Raw genomic sequence first — 15415 nt, forward strand, 5'->3', positions numbered from 1 at the left:
GAACTGGAACGTCCTCACCGTCGACGCCGCCGTGCCCGAACGCGTGCCCCGCCAGCTCCTCGCGAGCGAGCGGGCCCGCAAGGCCGGCGGCCGGGTGGTGGCCCTCACCATGCCGATCCTCACCCCGATGAACATGTCGCTGGGCACCTTCTGCGCGCTCAACCTCATCCCCGGGTGGGGCGAGGTCCTGGGCCTGCCCGTGCCCGAGCGCGTCGCCAGGCTGCGCGACCCCGGGGTGCGCGCGGAGATGCTGCGGCGGGCCCGCTCCAAGGAGGCGGGCGTCTTCCGGCGGCTCGCGGACTTCGGGCGGTACGTCATCGGGGACACCTACAGCGCCCGCAACGAGGGCCTGACCGGCCGGGTGGTCCGCGACATCGCACGCGAGCGCGGCCAGGACCCCTTCGCCTGCCTGGTGGACGTCTGCGCGGCCGACGACCTGCGTACGGTCCTGTGGCCCATGCCCACCGACAACGACCCCGCGTCCTGGTCCCTGCGCGCGCAGACCTGGCAGCACGAGGACGTCCTGCTCGGCGGCTCCGACGCCGGCGCGCACCTGGACCGCATGTGCGGGGCGCCTTACACCACCCGCTTCCTCGGGGACTGCCTGCGCGGCCGGAGACTCGCCACGCTGGAGCAGGCGGTGCGGATGCTCACCGACGAGCCGGCGCGGCTGTTCGGGCTGCGCGAACGCGGCCGGATCCAGCGGGGCTGGCACGCCGACCTGGTCCTGTTCGACCCGGAGCGGATCGACGCGGGCCCGGCCACCCTGGTGCACGACCTGCCCGGCGACAGCCCGAGGCTGGACTCCCGGGCGCTCGGCGTGCGCGCGGTCTGGGTCAACGGCGTGGAGGCCATCCGCGACGACGAGGTGACCGGCGCCGTGCCCGGCAGGGTGCTGCGCTCGGGGCGGGACACCAGGACGGTGAGCACCCGGTGAGCGAGCCGCAGCGGCTGTTCGTGGGCGGGGAGTGGGTGGAGCCGGACGGCGGCCACTACGAGGTCGTCGACCCCGCCACCGAGACGGTCGTCGGCCCCGCCCCCGAGGCCTCCCCGGACCAGGCGCGGGCGGCCTGCGCGGCGGCCCGCGAGGCGTTCGGGCCGTGGTCGCGCACGGCACCGGAGGAGCGGGCGGCGATCCTCGCGCGGGCGGCCCGCGCCATCCGGTCCGGCATGGGGCCGTACACCGAACTGGCGGTGGCGGAGACCGGCGCGACGACGGCGACCGCGCGCGCGATGCAGGTCGGCGTGGCCGCGGCCCGCTTCCGCCGGTACGCGCGCGTGGAGCCGGCCCAGTGGGCGGTCGAGCCGCAGATCAACGAGGCCGGCCCGATGGGTCCCGCGGCCGTGCTGGGCGCGCTCGCGGTGCGCCAGCCGGCCGGCGTCGTCACCTGCGTCACCTCGTACAACAACCCCTGGGCCAACCCGGCCGGGAAGGTCGCGCCGGCGCTCGCGACGGGCAACACGGTGGTGGTGAAACCGGCCCCGCAGGACCCGCTGTCCGTCTACCGGATGGCCGAGGCCCTCGAGGCGGCGGGTGTGCCGCCCGGGGTGGTGAACGTGGTGTCGGGGCGGTCCGTCGCGGTCGGCGAGGCGGTCGTGGACAGCCCGGACGTCGACATGGTCAGCTTCACCGGCTCGACCGCGGTCGGCCGGCGCATCGCCGAGGTGTGCGGCCGGGACATGAAACGCACCCTGATGGAGCTGGGCGGCAAGGGCGCGGCCCTCGTCTTCGACGACGCGGACCTCGACGCGGCGGTCGCCGGCATCGGCACCACCTTCTCCTTCTACAGCGGCCAGATCTGCACCGCCCCGACCCGGGTGCTGGCCCAGCGCGGCGTGTACGACCGCCTGGTGCGGCAACTGGCCGAGTACGCCCGCCGGTTGCCGGTGGGTGATCCCCGGGCCCCGGAGACGGTGGTCGGCCCGGTCATCTCCGCTGCCCACCGCGACCGGGTCGAGTCGTACGTCGAACTGGGCCGCAAGGAGGGCGCGGTGATCGTCACGGGCGGCGAACGCCCCCCGCAGGAGCGCGGGTTCTACGTCGCCCCCACCCTCCTCGTCGACTGCTCCAACGACATGCGGGTGTGCCGCGAGGAGATCTTCGGCCCGGTGGTGACGGTCGTCCCCTTCGACGACGAGGAGGAGGGCGTCGCCCTGGCCGGCGACAGCGACTACGGCCTGATCGACTACGTCTGGTCGGCGGACGTGGCCCGCGCCTTCCGGGTCGCCCGGCGGCTGCGCGCGGGCGGCGTCGGCGTCAACACCGTCGGCCGCAACATGGAGGCGCCCTTCGGCGGCTTCAGGAAGAGCGGAGTGGGCCGCGACGTGGGGGTGTACGCCCTGCACGCCTACAGCGAGGTCCAGTCGATCGTGTGGCCGGGCTGAGGCTCACCGCCGCAGGTCCACCCGCACCGTCAGCAGTTCCGTCCCCAGCGCCCGCACCGCCGCGCTGTTGTAGCGGGGCAGGGTGCGCAGCCGGGCCACGGGGTCGTCGCCGGGCAGGACATGGGCGGTGCCCTCGTACCAGCGGCCCCGGATGCGCACCCGCACCTCCGGGTGGACGCGGATGTTGCGCACGTACTGCGAACGCTCGCCGAACTCCGACACCAGCCAGAAGGAGTCACCGGTGCGCCGACCGCCCAGCGGGGTCCGGCGCGGCAGCCCGGAGGTGCGGCCCGTGGTCTCCAGGAGCGTCTGGAACGGCAGCCGGCGCATCACGGGATTCACGACATGGCGCTGCAGGGCCGTGACGGCCCGGTGCTTGCGGTCGGCGTTGCGGGACATCTGCGGGCCTCCTGCGTCGGCGTCCGGTCGCCGTCCATTGTGGGGGAGCGAGTGGCGGCCGGGCGGGAAGCGATCGCCCGCGCCGGGGCTGATCACGGCGATCGTATGCTCGGGGGATGACGACTTCCGCGGCTTCTGGAACCGGACCCACCGAGAACTCCATGCGTCGCGCGCTCAGGCGTGCCCGGGAGGGCGTCGCGCTCGACACCGCCGAGGCGGCCGTGCTGCTCCAGGCCCGTGGCGAGGACCTCGACGACCTCGCCGCCTCCGCCGCCCGGGTGCGCGACGCGGGGCTCGAGGCGGCCGGGCGGCCCGGCGTCATCACGTACTCCAAGAGCGTCTTCATTCCGCTGACCCGGCTGTGCCGGGACAAGTGCCACTACTGCACCTTCGTCACCGTCCCCGGCAAGCTGCGCCGCGCCGGGCACGGGATGTTCATGTCCCCCGACGAGGTCCTGGACATCGCCCGCAAGGGCGCCGCCCTCGGCTGCAAGGAAGCCCTCATCACCCTCGGCGACAAGCCCGAGGACCGCTGGCCCGAGGCGCGCGAGTGGCTCGACGCGCACGGCTACGACGACACCATCGCCTACGTCCGCGCCGTCTCCGTCCGCATCCTGGAGGAGACCGGCCTGCTGCCGCACCTCAACCCGGGCGTGCTGACGTGGACGGACTTCCAGCGCCTCAAGCCCGTCGCGCCGAGCATGGGCATGATGCTGGAGACCACCGCCACCCGTCTGTGGTCCGAGCCCGGCGGTCCCCACCACGGCTCCCCGGACAAGGAACCCGCCGTACGGCTGCGGGTGCTGGAGGACGCCGGCCGATCCTCCGTCCCCTTCACCTCCGGCATCCTCATCGGCATCGGCGAGACCCACGAGGAGCGCGCCGAGTCGCTGTTCGCGCTGCGCAAGGTCGCGCGGGCCCACCACGGCGTCCAGGAACTGATCATCCAGAACTTCCGCGCCAAGCCGGACACGGCCATGCGCGGCATGCCGGACGCCGAACTCGACGACCTCGTCGCCACCGTCGCCGTCGCCCGCCACATCATGGGCCCCTCCGCCTGCCTCCAGGCCCCGCCGAACCTGGTCGACGCCGAGTACGAACGCCTCATCGGCGCCGGCATCGACGACTGGGGCGGCGTCTCCCCGCTCACCATCGACCACGTCAACCCCGAGCGCCCCTGGCCGCAGATCGACCTGCTGCGCGAACGCTCCGCCGCGGCCGGCTTCCAACTGCGTGAACGCCTCTGCGTCTACCCGGAGTTCGTCCGGCGCGGCGAGCCCTGGCTCGACCCGCGTCTGCTCCCGCACGTCCGCGCCCTCGCCGACCCCGAGACGGGTCTGGCCCGCGAGGACGCGCCCGTCGAGGGCCGCCCCTGGCAGGAGCCGGAGGAGGCGTTCACCGCGACGGGCCGTACCGACCTGCACACGTCCATCGACACCGAGGGCCGCACGGGCGACCGCCGCACCGACTTCGACGAGGTCTACGGCGACTGGTCCGCCCTGCGCGAGGCCGCCGCCCCCGGCATGGCGCCCGAGCGCATCGACACCGACGTACGCCAGGCCCTGCGCACCGCGGCCGGCGACCCGGCGAAGCTCACCGACGACGAGGCCCTCGCCCTGCTGCACGCGGACGGCCCCGCCCTGGACGCGCTGTGCCAGGTGGCCGACGACGTACGCAAGTCGGCCGTCGGCGAGGACGTCACGTACATCGTCACCAGGAACATCAACTTCACCAACGTCTGCTACACCGGCTGCCGCTTCTGCGCCTTCGCGCAGCGCCGCACCGACGCCGACGCCTACACCCTCTCCCTGGAGCAGGTCGCCGACCGCGCCCAGCAGGCGTGGGACGTCGGCGCGGTGGAGGTCTGCATGCAGGGCGGCATCCACCCCGACCTGCCGGGCACGGCGTACTTCGACATCGCCAGGGCCGTCAAGGAGCGCGTGCCCGGCATGCACGTGCACGCCTTCTCCCCGATGGAGGTCGTCAACGGCGCGGCCCGCACCGGCATGCCGGTCCGGGACTGGCTGACCGCGGCGAAGGAGGCCGGCCTGGACACCGTCCCCGGCACCGCCGCCGAGATCCTCGACGACGAGGTGCGCTGGATCCTCACCAAGGGCAAGCTGCCCGCGGCTACCTGGATCGAGGTGATCGAGACGGCCCACGAGCTGGGCATCCGCTCCTCGTCCACGATGATGTACGGCCACGTCGACCAGCCCCGCCACTGGCTGGGCCACCTGCGCACCCTCGCCCGCCTCCAGCAGCGCACGGGCGGCTTCACGGAGTTCGTCACCCTGCCCTTCGTCCACACCAACGCCCCGGTGTACCTCGCGGGCATCGCCCGGCCCGGCCCGACCATGCGCGACAACCGGGCGGTCACCGCGATGGCCCGCCTGCTCCTGCACCCGCACATCCCCAACATCCAGACGAGCTGGGTCAAACTCGGCGCCGAGGGCGCGGCCGAGATGCTCCGCTCCGGCGCGAACGACCTCGGTGGCACCCTGATGGAGGAGACGATCTCCCGCATGGCGGGCTCCTCCTACGGCTCGTACAAGTCCGTCAAGGACCTGGTCGCGGTGGCACAGGCGGCCGGCCGCCCGGCCAGGCCCCGCACCACGCTCTACGGCGAGGTCCCCGAGGAGCGGCAGCGCGCGGCGGCCGCCTCGGACGGCCACCTGCCGGACCTGCTCCCCGTCCTGGACTGACTGAACCGAGCGGGAGACGGCCCACAGTACGATGATCCGACCCCCGGTGGAGGGGGCGAAGAGCAGCCGAGGAGATGCGTGCCCATGCCGGCCCGAATACCTTCGTGGGCCTGGGTCAGCGGCCTGACCGCGTCGGCGGTCGTGGCGGTGGCCGTCCTTGCGGTGCAGGCGGACCAGGGACCGCACCCCGCGGCCACGGCCGCCCACGCCAAGCCCTCGGCGCGGGCGAGCGCGCACCCCTCCGCCGCCCCCGGGCACACGGCGCCGCCCGCGCTCCCGTCCGCGTCCGGAACGGGCCGCCGGATCGTGTACGCGCTCGGCTCCAAGCGGGTGTGGCTGGTGGACGAGTCGGGCACGCCCACCCGCACGTTCCCGGTGTGGCCGGGCACGGTCGGCCCCGACCCCGGCCCGTACAAGGTCTCGCTGCGCCGGGAGTCCACCACCGGCTCGGACGGCGTGCAGATCGAGCACATCGTCTACTTCGCCGCCAAGTCCGGCCTGTCGGTGGCCTTCTCCAACGCCGTCGACGGCGCCTCGCCCGCTCCCGCCGCGCCGGGCAAGCAGACGGCGGGCATCCGCATGGGCAAGGAGGACGGCGCGGCCCTGTGGACGTTCGGCTCGGTGGCCACCAAGGTCGTGGTCGTCAAATAGGGCCTTCGTCCGGATCCGCCCTCTGAACGCACCGTCCCCGTTCGATTACAGTGCTGAGCGTCGTACGTACGGACGGTTGCCGTGAGGGAGGTCTTGGTGGGTACGACGTCCGGTGCCGTCTGGGGGCGTGCCGAGCAGCAGGACTTCCGGAGCCGGGTGCGGGGCACCCTGCTCGGGGTGGCCGTGGGCGACGCCCTCGGGGCGCCGGTGGACGCGCTGGACCTGGCCGCGATCCGTGAGGCGCACGGCGCCGAGGGAATCGTCGACCTCGCCCCGGCCTACGGGCGGCGCGGCGCGGTCACGCATCTGACCCAGCTCACCCTGTTCTCCGTGGACGGCCTGGTCCGCGCCCAGGTGCGGCGCGACACCGGCGCCTGGCACCCGCCGACCGATCTGCACCGGGCGTACTTGCGGTGGGCGGCCACCCAGCGCGACTGGGGGCCCGACGAGCGGCGCAAGGACGACGGCTGGCTGGCCCGCGAGGAGTGGCTGTACGCCCGCCGCGACCCGGCCCGCGCCCTCCTCATCGGGTTCGGCGACGAGATCATGGGCACCCTGGAGGCGCCCAAGAACCCCGGCGAGGCGGGGCCGGAGGCCGTCGTGCGGTCCGCCCCGTTCGGGCTGCTGGTCGGCTGGGAGCCGCAACTCGTCGTACAGCTCGCGGTGGAGTGCGCCGCGCAGAGCCACGGGCACCCCACCGCCTGCCTGGCAGCCGGTGCGTACGCGGTCATCGTGCACGCGCTCGCGCGGGGCGACGACCTCGACGGCGCCGTGCAGAAGGCGCTCGCGCTGCTCGCCGCCCGGCCCGGGCACCAGCCGGTGTCCGACGCCCTCCAGCACGCGCTCGGCGCGGTCCGCCAGGGCCTGCCCGACCCGGCCCGGGTGGAGGAGCTGGCGGGCACGGGCACGGCGGAGGGGCTGCTGGCCGTGGCCGTGTACTGCGCGCTGGTGGGCGAGGACGTACGGCACGGGCTGTGCCTGGCCGTGAACCAGGGCGGACCCTCGGGCGCCGCGGGCGCCCTCACCGGCGGGCTGCTCGGCGCCCTGTACGGCGAGACGGCCCTCCCGCCGGCCTGGCTGGCCGAGCTGGAGGGCCGTCCCACCCTGCTGGTCCTCGCGGACGACTTCGCGATGGAGATGACCCAGGGGCCCGCGCTGCACGGTCCCGCCGGATCCTGCCCGGGCTGGCTGGCCCGCTATCCGCGCGGGGCCTGAGCCGCGTCGTCGCCCGCACCCGCGCCCGCGGGCGCCGGGACGGCGGCGGCCGCCGAGGAGCCGCCGGGGCCGTCCCCGTCGGTGTTGACCCGCTCGATGACCGCCAGACGTTCGGGGGTGTCCTCCGGCCTGATCCAGCCGATGACGATGTAGAGCACGAGGGAGACCGCGAGCGGCACCGAGACCTGGTACTGCAGCGGGACTCCGCCGTCGACGCTCCAGTTGAGCGGGTAGTTCACCAGCCAGAAGGCCAACAGGCCCAGGCCCCAGCTCACCAGCGCGGCCGTCGGGCCGGAGCGGCGGAACGGCCGGAGCAGGCCCAGCATCATCGGGATCGCGATCGGGCCCATCAGACCGGCCACCCACTTGATGACGACCGTGATGATGTCCTTGAAGGTGGGGGAGTTGACCTGGGTGGCCACCGCCATGGACAGGCCGAGGAAGACGACGGTCGTCACACGGGCCGCGACCAGTCCCGAGCGCTGTCCCCACGCCCGTGCCCGCCGGGAGAGCACCGGCGCCACGTCACGGGTGAAGACGGCCGCGATGGCGTTGGCGTCCGAGGAGCACATGGCCATGGTGTGGGAGAAGAAGCCGACGATCACCAGGCCCAGCAGCCCGTGCGGCAGGAGCTGTTCGGTCATCAGGGCGTAGGAGTCGGAGCCGTCCGGCTTCTGTGCGTGGACCAGGAGCGGGGACATCCACATGGGGAAGAACAGCACGACCGGCCAGACCAGCCACAGCACCGCCGACAGACGTGCCGAGCGCTCGGCCTGGCGGGCGTTGCCCGTGGCCATGTAGCGCTGGGCCTGGTTGAGCATTCCGCCGTTGTACTCGAACAGCTTGATGAAGAGGAACGCCAGCAGGAACACCGTGCCGTAGGGGCCGACCAGCGGTTTGCCGTGGCCGTGCAGGGCCGGCTCGTCGAAGGCGCCGAAGAGGCCGATGCCCTTGTCGTTCAGTTTCAGCAGCACCGCCACGAACATCGACAGGCCGGCCAGCAACTGGATGACGAACTGGCCGAGTTCGGTGAGCGCGTCCGCCCACAGGCCGCCGATCGTGCAGTAGATCGCGGTGATCGCGCCGGTGATGAGGATGCCCTGGTCGAGGGACACCCCGGTGAACACCGACAGCAGGGTGGCGATCGCCGCCCACTTGGCGCCCACGTCCACGATCTTCAGCAGCATCCCGGACCAGGCGAGCGCCTGTTGCGTGGAGAGGTTGTAGCGGTTCTTCAGGTACTCCAGCGGGGAGGCCACGTGCAGCCGGGAGCGCAGCCGGTTGATGCGCGGCGCGAACAGCTTCGAGCCGATCGCGATGCCGAGCGCGATGGGGAAGGACCAGGTGACGAAGGACGTGACGCCGTAGGTGTAGGCGATGCCCGCGTACCCGGTGAACATCACCGCGCTGTAGCCCGACATGTGGTGCGAGATGCCGGACAGCCACCAGGGCATTTTGCCGCCGGCCGTGAAGAAGTCGCTGACGTCGTCCACGCGCTTATGCGACCAGACGCCGATGGCGACCATGACGCCGAAGTAGCCGATGAGCACGGCCCAGTCGAGACTGTTCATGTGCCCGATCGTGGGTCCACCCCCATGAACACGACAAGCAAGCGTAAGGTCAAGCCCGAGTAAAGATGTTCGTCTGAGTGACCTGCGTTCATCCACATGAATGACAGCCGCTCGGGGCGACGTCGGGTCAGCGCATCAGCTCACCCGCGTTGACCAGCAACGACTGTCCCGTGATGGCCCTTGCCCGGTCCGAGGCGAGGAACACCGCCGCGTCGGCCACGTCCGCGTCCGTCGCCAGCTCGGGCAGCGCCATCCGCTCCGTCAGCCGGGCCAGCACCCGCTCCTCCGGCACGCCCTCGCTCCCCGCCGCGAACCGCACGTACGCCTGCACCGGCGGGCCCCACATCCAGCCCGGCAGCACCGTGTTGACCCTGATCCGGTACGGCCCGAGCTCGCGCGCCAGCGAGTACATCGCGCTGGTCAGCGCCCCCTTCGACGCCGCGTACGCCGCCTGCCTCACCTGCGAGGGCGCCGCCACCGCCGACTGCGTGCCGATGAACACCACCGAACCGCCCCGCTCCTTCAGCGCCGGCAGACAGGCCCGGGTCATCCGCAGCGTGCCCAGCAGGTTGACGTCGAGCACCGACGCCCACGTCGTGAGGTCGGCGTCCTCCAGCCCGCCGAAGTACGAGTCCCAGGCGGCCACATGGACCACCGCGTCGATCCGCCCGAACCGTTCCCGCGCCAGCCCCGCGAGCGCCTCGCACTGCCGCTCGTCGGTGATGTCCGTCTCCCGGAACGCCGTGTGCGCGCCGTCCGGGTCTATCCCGGCCGCGCTCTTGGCGAGGTTCTCCGCCGTGCGCGCCCCGAGCACCGCGTTCCCGCCGTCCCGTACGACGGCCGCCGCGACCTGGTGGCCCAGTCCCGCGCCCACCCCCGAGACCACCACCGTCCTCCCCGCGAGCAATGACATTGCGGCCCTCCCGGCTCTGGCGGATTACCTGACGGGACGTCAGAGTGGCGTCAGGGTAAGGGCGCCCGGCACCGGACGGAAGGGGAGCGGCATGAGCGAGGACACCCGCAGCGAGGTCTACGCCGAACTGGCCTCCGTCGGTCCCTACGGCGTCCACCCGGGCCACGCCCTGATCACCATGGTCGAACCGCACCCGGGCCACGAGTACGCCTACAACCGCTGGTACGAGGACGACCACTACTACGCCGGCGCCATGGCCATGCCGTGGATGTTCGCGGGCCGCCGCTGGGTCGCCACCCGGGATCTGCAACTCCTGCGCTACCCGGAGAAGTCGGCCGTCGCTCAGCCGGTCACCGCCGGCTGCTACCTCTCGACGTACTGGATCACCGAGGGCCGCTACGACGACCACATGCGCTGGACCGTCGCGATCAACAAGCGGCTCAACCGCGACAGCCGGGTCCACCGGGCCCGTACGCACGTCTTCACCGCGTTCCAGGACCACGTGACGACCGTCTACCGCGACGGGGCCGCGGGACCGCGCGACTTCCACGCGCTGGACCACCCCTACGCCGGGCTGGTCCTGGAGGTGATCGACGCCGACTCGCCCGAGCGGCGGGACGAACTGGTGCGGTGGCTGCGCGCCCGGCACCTGCCGGGGCGGCTCGCGGGCTCACCGGCCGCGATGGTGACCGTCTTCGCGCCCACGCCGCTGCCCGGCGACCGGATGACGTACGTCAAACAGGTCGAGGGCGTCGGGACCCGCCTCACCCTGCTGTGGTTCCTGCAGAGCGACCCGCGCCGGTGCTGGCGGGAGCGGTTCACCGGCCTGGACGAGGAGGTGTCGGCGGCCGGGCCGGGGAGGGTGGAACTGGTCGCGCCGTTCGTGCCGACCGTTCCGGGCACGGACACCCATGTGGACCGCCTGCGGACCGTCGAGGAACAAGAGGAGGGGTACGCGGGGGGACACGTGGAGGGACAAGCAGAGCCCTCTCGGCAAGGACGGCGGGCTGGTCGAGAGGGCTCCTGATCGAGCTTGTCCTGCTTGCGCGTGTCGACAGGTGACGGTGGAGGATCAGGAAGGACCCTCCCCGTTACGCCTTGACCGATGCCACGAAGGTGTTCCACGCGTCGGTGGGGAAGCCGAGCACCGGTCCCTCGGGGACCTTGGAGTCCCGGACCGCCATGGCCGCGACCACCGGTGACTTGATCTCGACGCATGCGCCGTTGCCCGTGGAGTACGAGGACTTGGTCCACGTCTCCGTGGCGCCCTGACGAATTGCCATTTCTGCTCCGGATTGCCTGTGGAGTGGGTTTGCGCCAACGTTCTTGCTCGATGGCGTGATCGACGCTACCCGCCAGGCCCGAAGCCCGAAGAGACTATTCACTCGACCGGATGGCATATTCCAATGGGACTTCCCTTTATGGGAGTTCAGGGTGTACTGTGCCCGCCTCTCAGTGCGTGTACTCCGCGTACTCCTTCGCGATGTCCGCGATGAACTGCCGCGACTGCTCCACGTTCAGCGCCTGCGCCCGCAGATGCTCGTACATCACGCTGTACTTCTGCACGTCGTTGGCCTTCTCCAGATACAGGTCACTGGTGACGCCCTCGATGTAGACCACACTGGAGTCGGCCGCGTCCGGGAACTCCAGGATCGCGTACTGGCCGTTGAGACCCGGATGCGAGCCCATCTCGAAGGGGATGACCTGCACGGTCACGTGCGGCAGCTGGGACTGCTCCGCCAGGTGCTCCAACTGCTCGCGCATCAGCGCCCTGTTGCCGACCACCCGGCGCAGCGCGGCCTCGTCCAGCACCGTCCACAGGCGCAGCGGGTTCTCGGCGGCGGAGATTCGTTCCTGCCGCCGCATACGGACCTGGACGCGCTTCTCGATGTCCGCGGGCGCCGTCTCCGGCAGCGCGCCGGCGATCAGCGCCTCCGCGTACTGACGCGTCTGCAGCAGGCCAGGGACGACCTGGGGATCGTAGACCCTGAGGCTCGCCGCGTCCGTCTCCAGACCGATGTAGACGCTGTACGGGATGTCGCCGAAGGAGTGCCACCAGCCCTGCTGGCGCGAGTCCTTGGCCATCTGCATCAGCGAGTCCACGATCCGGTGGTCCTCCACCTCGTAGACCCCGCACAGGTCGCGCACGTCGCGCTGGCTGATGCTGCGCCTGCCGTTCTCCAGCCGGCTGATCTTCGACTGGGAAACCAGCAGCCGCTCGGCCACTTCCTCGGCCGTCATGCCCTTGAGCTCGCGGAGCCTGCGCAGCTCCTGGCCCAGACGGCGCCGCCTGACAGTGGGATTGACATTGGACGCCACGGGACGCGCACCTCCGGCTGAAAGCCTCTACTTTGCGTATCTGCTGCTGAGCAGATTGCCACCAAGGTGCTTTCTACCGCTGGAAAACCAGGTATATGCGTGAGGTTTCCCCGCCTTCCATGGCACGCGGCAGGGGCCCGCCAAGGACGCCTTCTCCCACGCGCCGGCCGCGAGGGAGCCCCGGGGCGCGCCGGTGTCGAGGCGCCGAACGCGCGGAGGCGCGAAGCGCCGAGCACGTTCGGGCTCTCGACACCGGCATGAGGCGCCCGCAGGTGACCGAGCCACCCGGCCGGTGCGTTGGGCTAGTGCGCCGCCAGACGGGCCATGGAGCCGCGGTGGGGCTGCATGGGGACGCCCCGGGCCGGTTCCGCCGGGGGCCTGACGCCCGTTGCCGCCTGGCGTCCGGCCGGTGCCGGGCTGCGGCGGGGCTGGGCCGCCGCGCCGTTCTGGACGTCCATCACGGCGTGCGCCACCAGACCGCCCATCGGGTCGTGCCTGATGAGGTCCCGCAGCCGGGAACGGGACGAACGGCCCTCGTTGCCCGGGTACAGGTGCTTGCCGAGACCGACCGCGTGCGCCAGCGCGGCGAGCGCCGCCGTCCGCGGGTCCGGCGGCACGCCGGTGCGGATCGCGGAGTCCAGCCGGGCCCTGATCTCCCGGCTGATGGCCGTGTCCGTCGCCTGGTAGCGAGTCGTCGGCAGCACCCCGCACATCTGGCCGGGCACGGCGGCGACCATGCCGCACCGCTCCAGATGCGAGAGATAGGTCTGGCGCAGCCCGAGACGGGGCCCGCCGATCCAGTGGACGGCCCGTACCGGAGCGCCGCGCCTTCGCAGCAACTCCAACGCGCAGTCCAGAGTTGGATCTCCTGTCGGCCGTGGCACCACCACGGCGATACGATCCCCGTCTGGGGCTATCCGTCCGGCCAGCGCCAGCTCCACTAGCTGTGCTCCGGCCAGACCGAGGTCGAGCGACTGCGGCTGCGCAGTGGTACCCGTGGCCGGGTCCAGTGCCAGCAGCAGAAGCTCCTCCGGAAGTGTTCTGCGGCTCCTGCCCATCCATGCCTCCCCGCGTGGATGAATGACAGGGTGACCCCTCTCACATTGGTCTGTCGAGGGTGCGTGACCGCTTCGTGAGGGAACCGGTAGGTATGTCGTTCTCGTCTACCGCTTGGGTTGGGTCCGCACACAGGACACTGGTACATGGTTCGGACAGCGGTACGACCGGGTGTTGAGCCCCGGTGGTGCGGCTGCTTCGTCCGGGTGACGGTTCAGTTGGCGGATCACGGTTCGTTGGCCGCGCGAGGCGTGCGGCGCATGGAGGAGGCATCGGTGGCGGGCGAGTCCCCCGACAGGTCGAAGCAGCGCGAGTCGTCGGCAGAACCGACGTCGGGGAGCGCGGGTCCGGTTCCCGAGGCCAGGGGCGAGTCGCGTGAGGTCCGCGACCCGCGCCTCGCGCTGTCGGGCGAGTCACGGGAGCCGAGGGAGGCACGGGAGTCCGGTGGCGTCGACACGGCCACGCGCGTGCTCTCGGTACGGGACGTGGTGGTCGACGAGGACGAGGCGGCGGACGCGGACGCGGATGCCTCCGGCGAGTCCGGGGACGCGCCGGAGAGCCCGGGCACGGAGGAGCCGGCGGCGGCCGAGGAGGCTGAGGCGGCCGAGGCGGCCGAGGAGAGCGGCGAGGCCGGGGAGAGCGGCGAGAGCGGCGACGGCTCGGACGCCGGGACCGATCGCGTGGGTGACGCGCGCCTGCGTGCGGCGGTGGCCGCCTGGGCGCGCTCCGCCGACGAGGAGCCGCAGGAGGACGCTTCCGAGGAGGCCTCCTCCGAGGACGCCCCCTCGAGGACCGGGAGCCCGGAAGGCACCGAGGACGCCGAAGGCGCCGGGAAGGACGCTCCCGAGTCCGGCCGGCCCGAGGACGCTCCCGAGGACGCCGAGCCCCAGGACGCTCCCGAGGACGCCGAGCCCGAGGACGACGCCCCCGACGCCTCCGAGGACGCCGAGCCCGGCGGGAAGGCCGAGCCGGCCGTCGACCAGCCCACCACCATGCTGAAGCTGGGCGGCACGGCCAGGCTCAAGCCGCCGGTCGACCAGCCCACCACCATGCTCAAGATCGGCGGTGGCCCGAAGAGCGAGAAGAGCGAAGAGAGCGCGAAGAGCGAGAAGGCCGAGACCGAAGCCGAGCGGACCAGCAAGTTCGTCGCGCTCAAGCCGCTGGACGAGCCCGGGACCCGCAAGCCGCAGCAGAAGACAGCCCCCGCGCCCGCTCCCGCCCCCGCCAAGCCCGCGTCGGCCCAGCCGCCGGCCCCCGCCGCCAGGCCCCGTTCCGTCCCCGCCGACGCGACCGCCGCCGTGCCGCAGGTCGGTCCCGAGCGGACCACCCAGCAGCCGCTGCCGCCCAAGCCGCCACTGGATCTGCTGGCCGAGCTGACGAACACCCCGCCGCCCCCGGAGACCCCGCTGCGCACCGCGGTGCGCCGGGTCAAGATCTGGACGCCGCTGGTACTGCTGCTGGTGATCGTCTTTGCGATCGTGCAGGCCGTGCGCCCGCTGCCCGCGCCCACCCTGGCGCTCACCGCCGAGGACAGCTACACGTTCGACGGCAGCAAGGTGAACCTGCCCTGGCCGAGCGAGGGCCAGGGGTGGATGGACGGTGTCGGCATCGGCACGATGGACCACTTCGGCAAGCAGACGCCGGTCGCCATCGGCTCGGTCGCCAAGACCATGACCGCGTACATCGTGCTGAAGGACCACCCGTTGAAGCCGGGCGAGGACGGCCCGAAGATCAAGGTCGACGCGACGGCGGAGAAGGAGGGCGGCTACAACAAGGACGGCGAGTCCACCCTCGACACCGTCAAGGCCGGTGACTTCCTCACCGAGAAGCAGGCCCTGTCCGCGATCATGGTGCCCTCCGCCAACAACATCGCCCGCCTGCTGGCGCGTTGGGACGCGGGCTCCGAGGCGGCGTTCGTCAAGAAGATGAACGACACCGCCAGGGAACTGGGGATGACCGGCACGACGTACACCGACCCCTCGGGTCTGAAGGAGACCACCGTCTCCACCGCCCAGGACCAGGTGAAGCTCGGCAACGCGGTCGTGAAGATCCCCGCCCTCGTGGCGATCACCAGCGTGGCCAGCTGGAAGGACCCGTACGGCCACAAGTGGAACAACTACAACCAGCTTCCGTACCTCATCGGCGCGATCGGCATCAAGACCGGCACCACCACCGCGGCCGGCGGCAACCTGCTGTTCGCCGCG

General features: G+C 72.2%; 13 protein-coding genes. 7 read left to right on the forward strand and 6 right to left on the reverse strand.

What is annotated here, in order from left to right:
* Both IE249_RS37785 and IE249_RS18740 read left to right on the forward strand, forming a co-directional pair.
* The coding region (locus IE249_RS37785; RefSeq protein ID WP_229858795.1) for an amidohydrolase family protein at positions 1-937 on the forward strand (937 nt) is incomplete at its 5' end.
* Complete coding sequence (locus IE249_RS18740) at positions 934-2385, forward strand: aldehyde dehydrogenase family protein (protein WP_189705969.1); 1452 nt, start codon at positions 934-936, stop codon at positions 2383-2385. The genes IE249_RS37785 and IE249_RS18740, both read left to right, overlap by 4 nt.
* Before the next feature lie 3 nt (positions 2386-2388).
* Here IE249_RS18740 and IE249_RS18745 read toward each other — a convergent pair whose 3' ends face one another.
* Entirely contained in the window at positions 2389-2784 is a 396-nt protein-coding gene (locus IE249_RS18745) for a nitroreductase/quinone reductase family protein (RefSeq protein ID WP_189705970.1), read from the reverse strand.
* A 116-nt stretch (positions 2785-2900) separates the two neighbouring features.
* Here IE249_RS18745 and IE249_RS18750 point away from each other — a divergent pair, with 116 nt between their 5' ends.
* The 3 genes from IE249_RS18750 to IE249_RS18760 all read left to right on the forward strand — a co-directional run bounded on the left by IE249_RS18750 (position 2901) and on the right by IE249_RS18760 (position 7352).
* The gene (locus tag IE249_RS18750) at positions 2901-5486 is read left to right on the forward strand and encodes a bifunctional FO biosynthesis protein CofGH (RefSeq protein WP_189705971.1); all 2586 of its coding nucleotides are present in this window, start codon (positions 2901-2903) and stop codon (positions 5484-5486) included.
* Positions 5487-5570: 84 nt separating this feature from the next.
* Positions 5571-6137: a hypothetical protein gene (locus IE249_RS18755; RefSeq protein WP_189705972.1), complete on the forward strand. Its 567-nt coding sequence runs from the start codon at positions 5571-5573 to the stop codon at positions 6135-6137.
* Positions 6138-6233: 96 nt separating this feature from the next.
* Positions 6234-7352, forward strand: coding sequence for an ADP-ribosylglycohydrolase family protein (locus IE249_RS18760; RefSeq protein ID WP_189705973.1), 1119 nt, complete (start codon positions 6234-6236; stop codon positions 7350-7352).
* Here the strand turns inward: IE249_RS18760 and IE249_RS18765 are convergent.
* A complete protein-coding gene (locus tag IE249_RS18765; RefSeq protein ID WP_189705974.1) occupies positions 7334-8923 on the reverse strand; it encodes a sodium:solute symporter family protein in 1590 nt (529 codons plus the stop codon). The genes IE249_RS18760 and IE249_RS18765 overlap by 19 nt on opposite strands.
* A gap of 127 nt (positions 8924-9050) precedes the next feature.
* Positions 9051-9836 (reverse strand): SDR family oxidoreductase, encoded by a 786-nt coding sequence (locus tag IE249_RS18770; RefSeq protein WP_189705975.1) that lies wholly within the window; start codon positions 9834-9836, stop codon positions 9051-9053.
* Between the two features lie 91 nt (positions 9837-9927).
* Between IE249_RS18770 and IE249_RS18775 the strand changes: the two genes are divergently transcribed.
* Positions 9928-10863 (forward strand): hypothetical protein, encoded by a 936-nt coding sequence (locus IE249_RS18775; RefSeq protein ID WP_229858797.1) that lies wholly within the window; start codon positions 9928-9930, stop codon positions 10861-10863.
* A gap of 64 nt (positions 10864-10927) precedes the next feature.
* Here the strand turns inward: IE249_RS18775 and IE249_RS18780 are convergent, their stop codons facing one another.
* The 3 genes from IE249_RS18780 to IE249_RS18790 all read right to left on the reverse strand — a co-directional run bounded on the left by IE249_RS18780 (position 10928) and on the right by IE249_RS18790 (position 13213).
* Positions 10928-11119, reverse strand: a complete 192-nt coding sequence (locus IE249_RS18780) for a DUF397 domain-containing protein (RefSeq protein WP_189705976.1) — start codon at positions 11117-11119, stop codon at positions 10928-10930.
* 169 nt (positions 11120-11288) lie between these two features.
* A complete protein-coding gene (locus IE249_RS18785; RefSeq protein WP_189705977.1) occupies positions 11289-12155 on the reverse strand; it encodes a helix-turn-helix domain-containing protein in 867 nt (288 codons plus the stop codon).
* A 302-nt stretch (positions 12156-12457) separates the two neighbouring features.
* Complete coding sequence (locus IE249_RS18790) at positions 12458-13213, reverse strand: GOLPH3/VPS74 family protein (protein WP_189705978.1); 756 nt, start codon at positions 13211-13213, stop codon at positions 12458-12460.
* Positions 13214-13471: 258 nt separating this feature from the next.
* Here IE249_RS18790 and IE249_RS18795 point away from each other — a divergent pair.
* Positions 13472-15415, forward strand: a 1944-nt coding sequence (locus tag IE249_RS18795) for a D-alanyl-D-alanine carboxypeptidase (RefSeq protein ID WP_229858798.1), incomplete at its 3' end; no start/stop codon positions are given.

The sequence above is a fragment of the Streptomyces anandii JCM 4720 genome, from assembly GCF_014650655.1.
In the GTDB taxonomy this organism is placed as follows: domain Bacteria; phylum Actinomycetota; class Actinomycetes; order Streptomycetales; family Streptomycetaceae; genus Streptomyces; species Streptomyces anandii.

Bases quoted from the DNA above. Each gene is read 5' to 3' on its own strand.
- IE249_RS18745 (WP_189705970.1), bottom strand. From the start codon at position 2,784: ATGTCCCGCAACGCCGACCGCAAGCACCGGGCCGTCACGGCCCTGCAG.
- IE249_RS18750 (WP_189705971.1), top strand. From the start codon at position 2,901: ATGACGACTTCCGCGGCTTCTGGAACCGGACCCACCGAGAACTCCATG.
- IE249_RS18755 (WP_189705972.1), top strand. From the start codon at position 5,571: ATGCCGGCCCGAATACCTTCGTGGGCCTGGGTCAGCGGCCTGACCGCG.
- IE249_RS18765 (WP_189705974.1), bottom strand. From the start codon at position 8,923: ATGAACAGTCTCGACTGGGCCGTGCTCATCGGCTACTTCGGCGTCATG.
- IE249_RS18770 (WP_189705975.1), bottom strand. From the start codon at position 9,836: ATGTCATTGCTCGCGGGGAGGACGGTGGTGGTCTCGGGGGTGGGCGCG.
- IE249_RS18775 (WP_229858797.1), top strand. From the start codon at position 9,928: ATGAGCGAGGACACCCGCAGCGAGGTCTACGCCGAACTGGCCTCCGTC.
- IE249_RS18780 (WP_189705976.1), bottom strand. From the start codon at position 11,119: ATGGCAATTCGTCAGGGCGCCACGGAGACGTGGACCAAGTCCTCGTAC.
- IE249_RS18790 (WP_189705978.1), bottom strand. From the start codon at position 13,213: ATGGGCAGGAGCCGCAGAACACTTCCGGAGGAGCTTCTGCTGCTGGCA.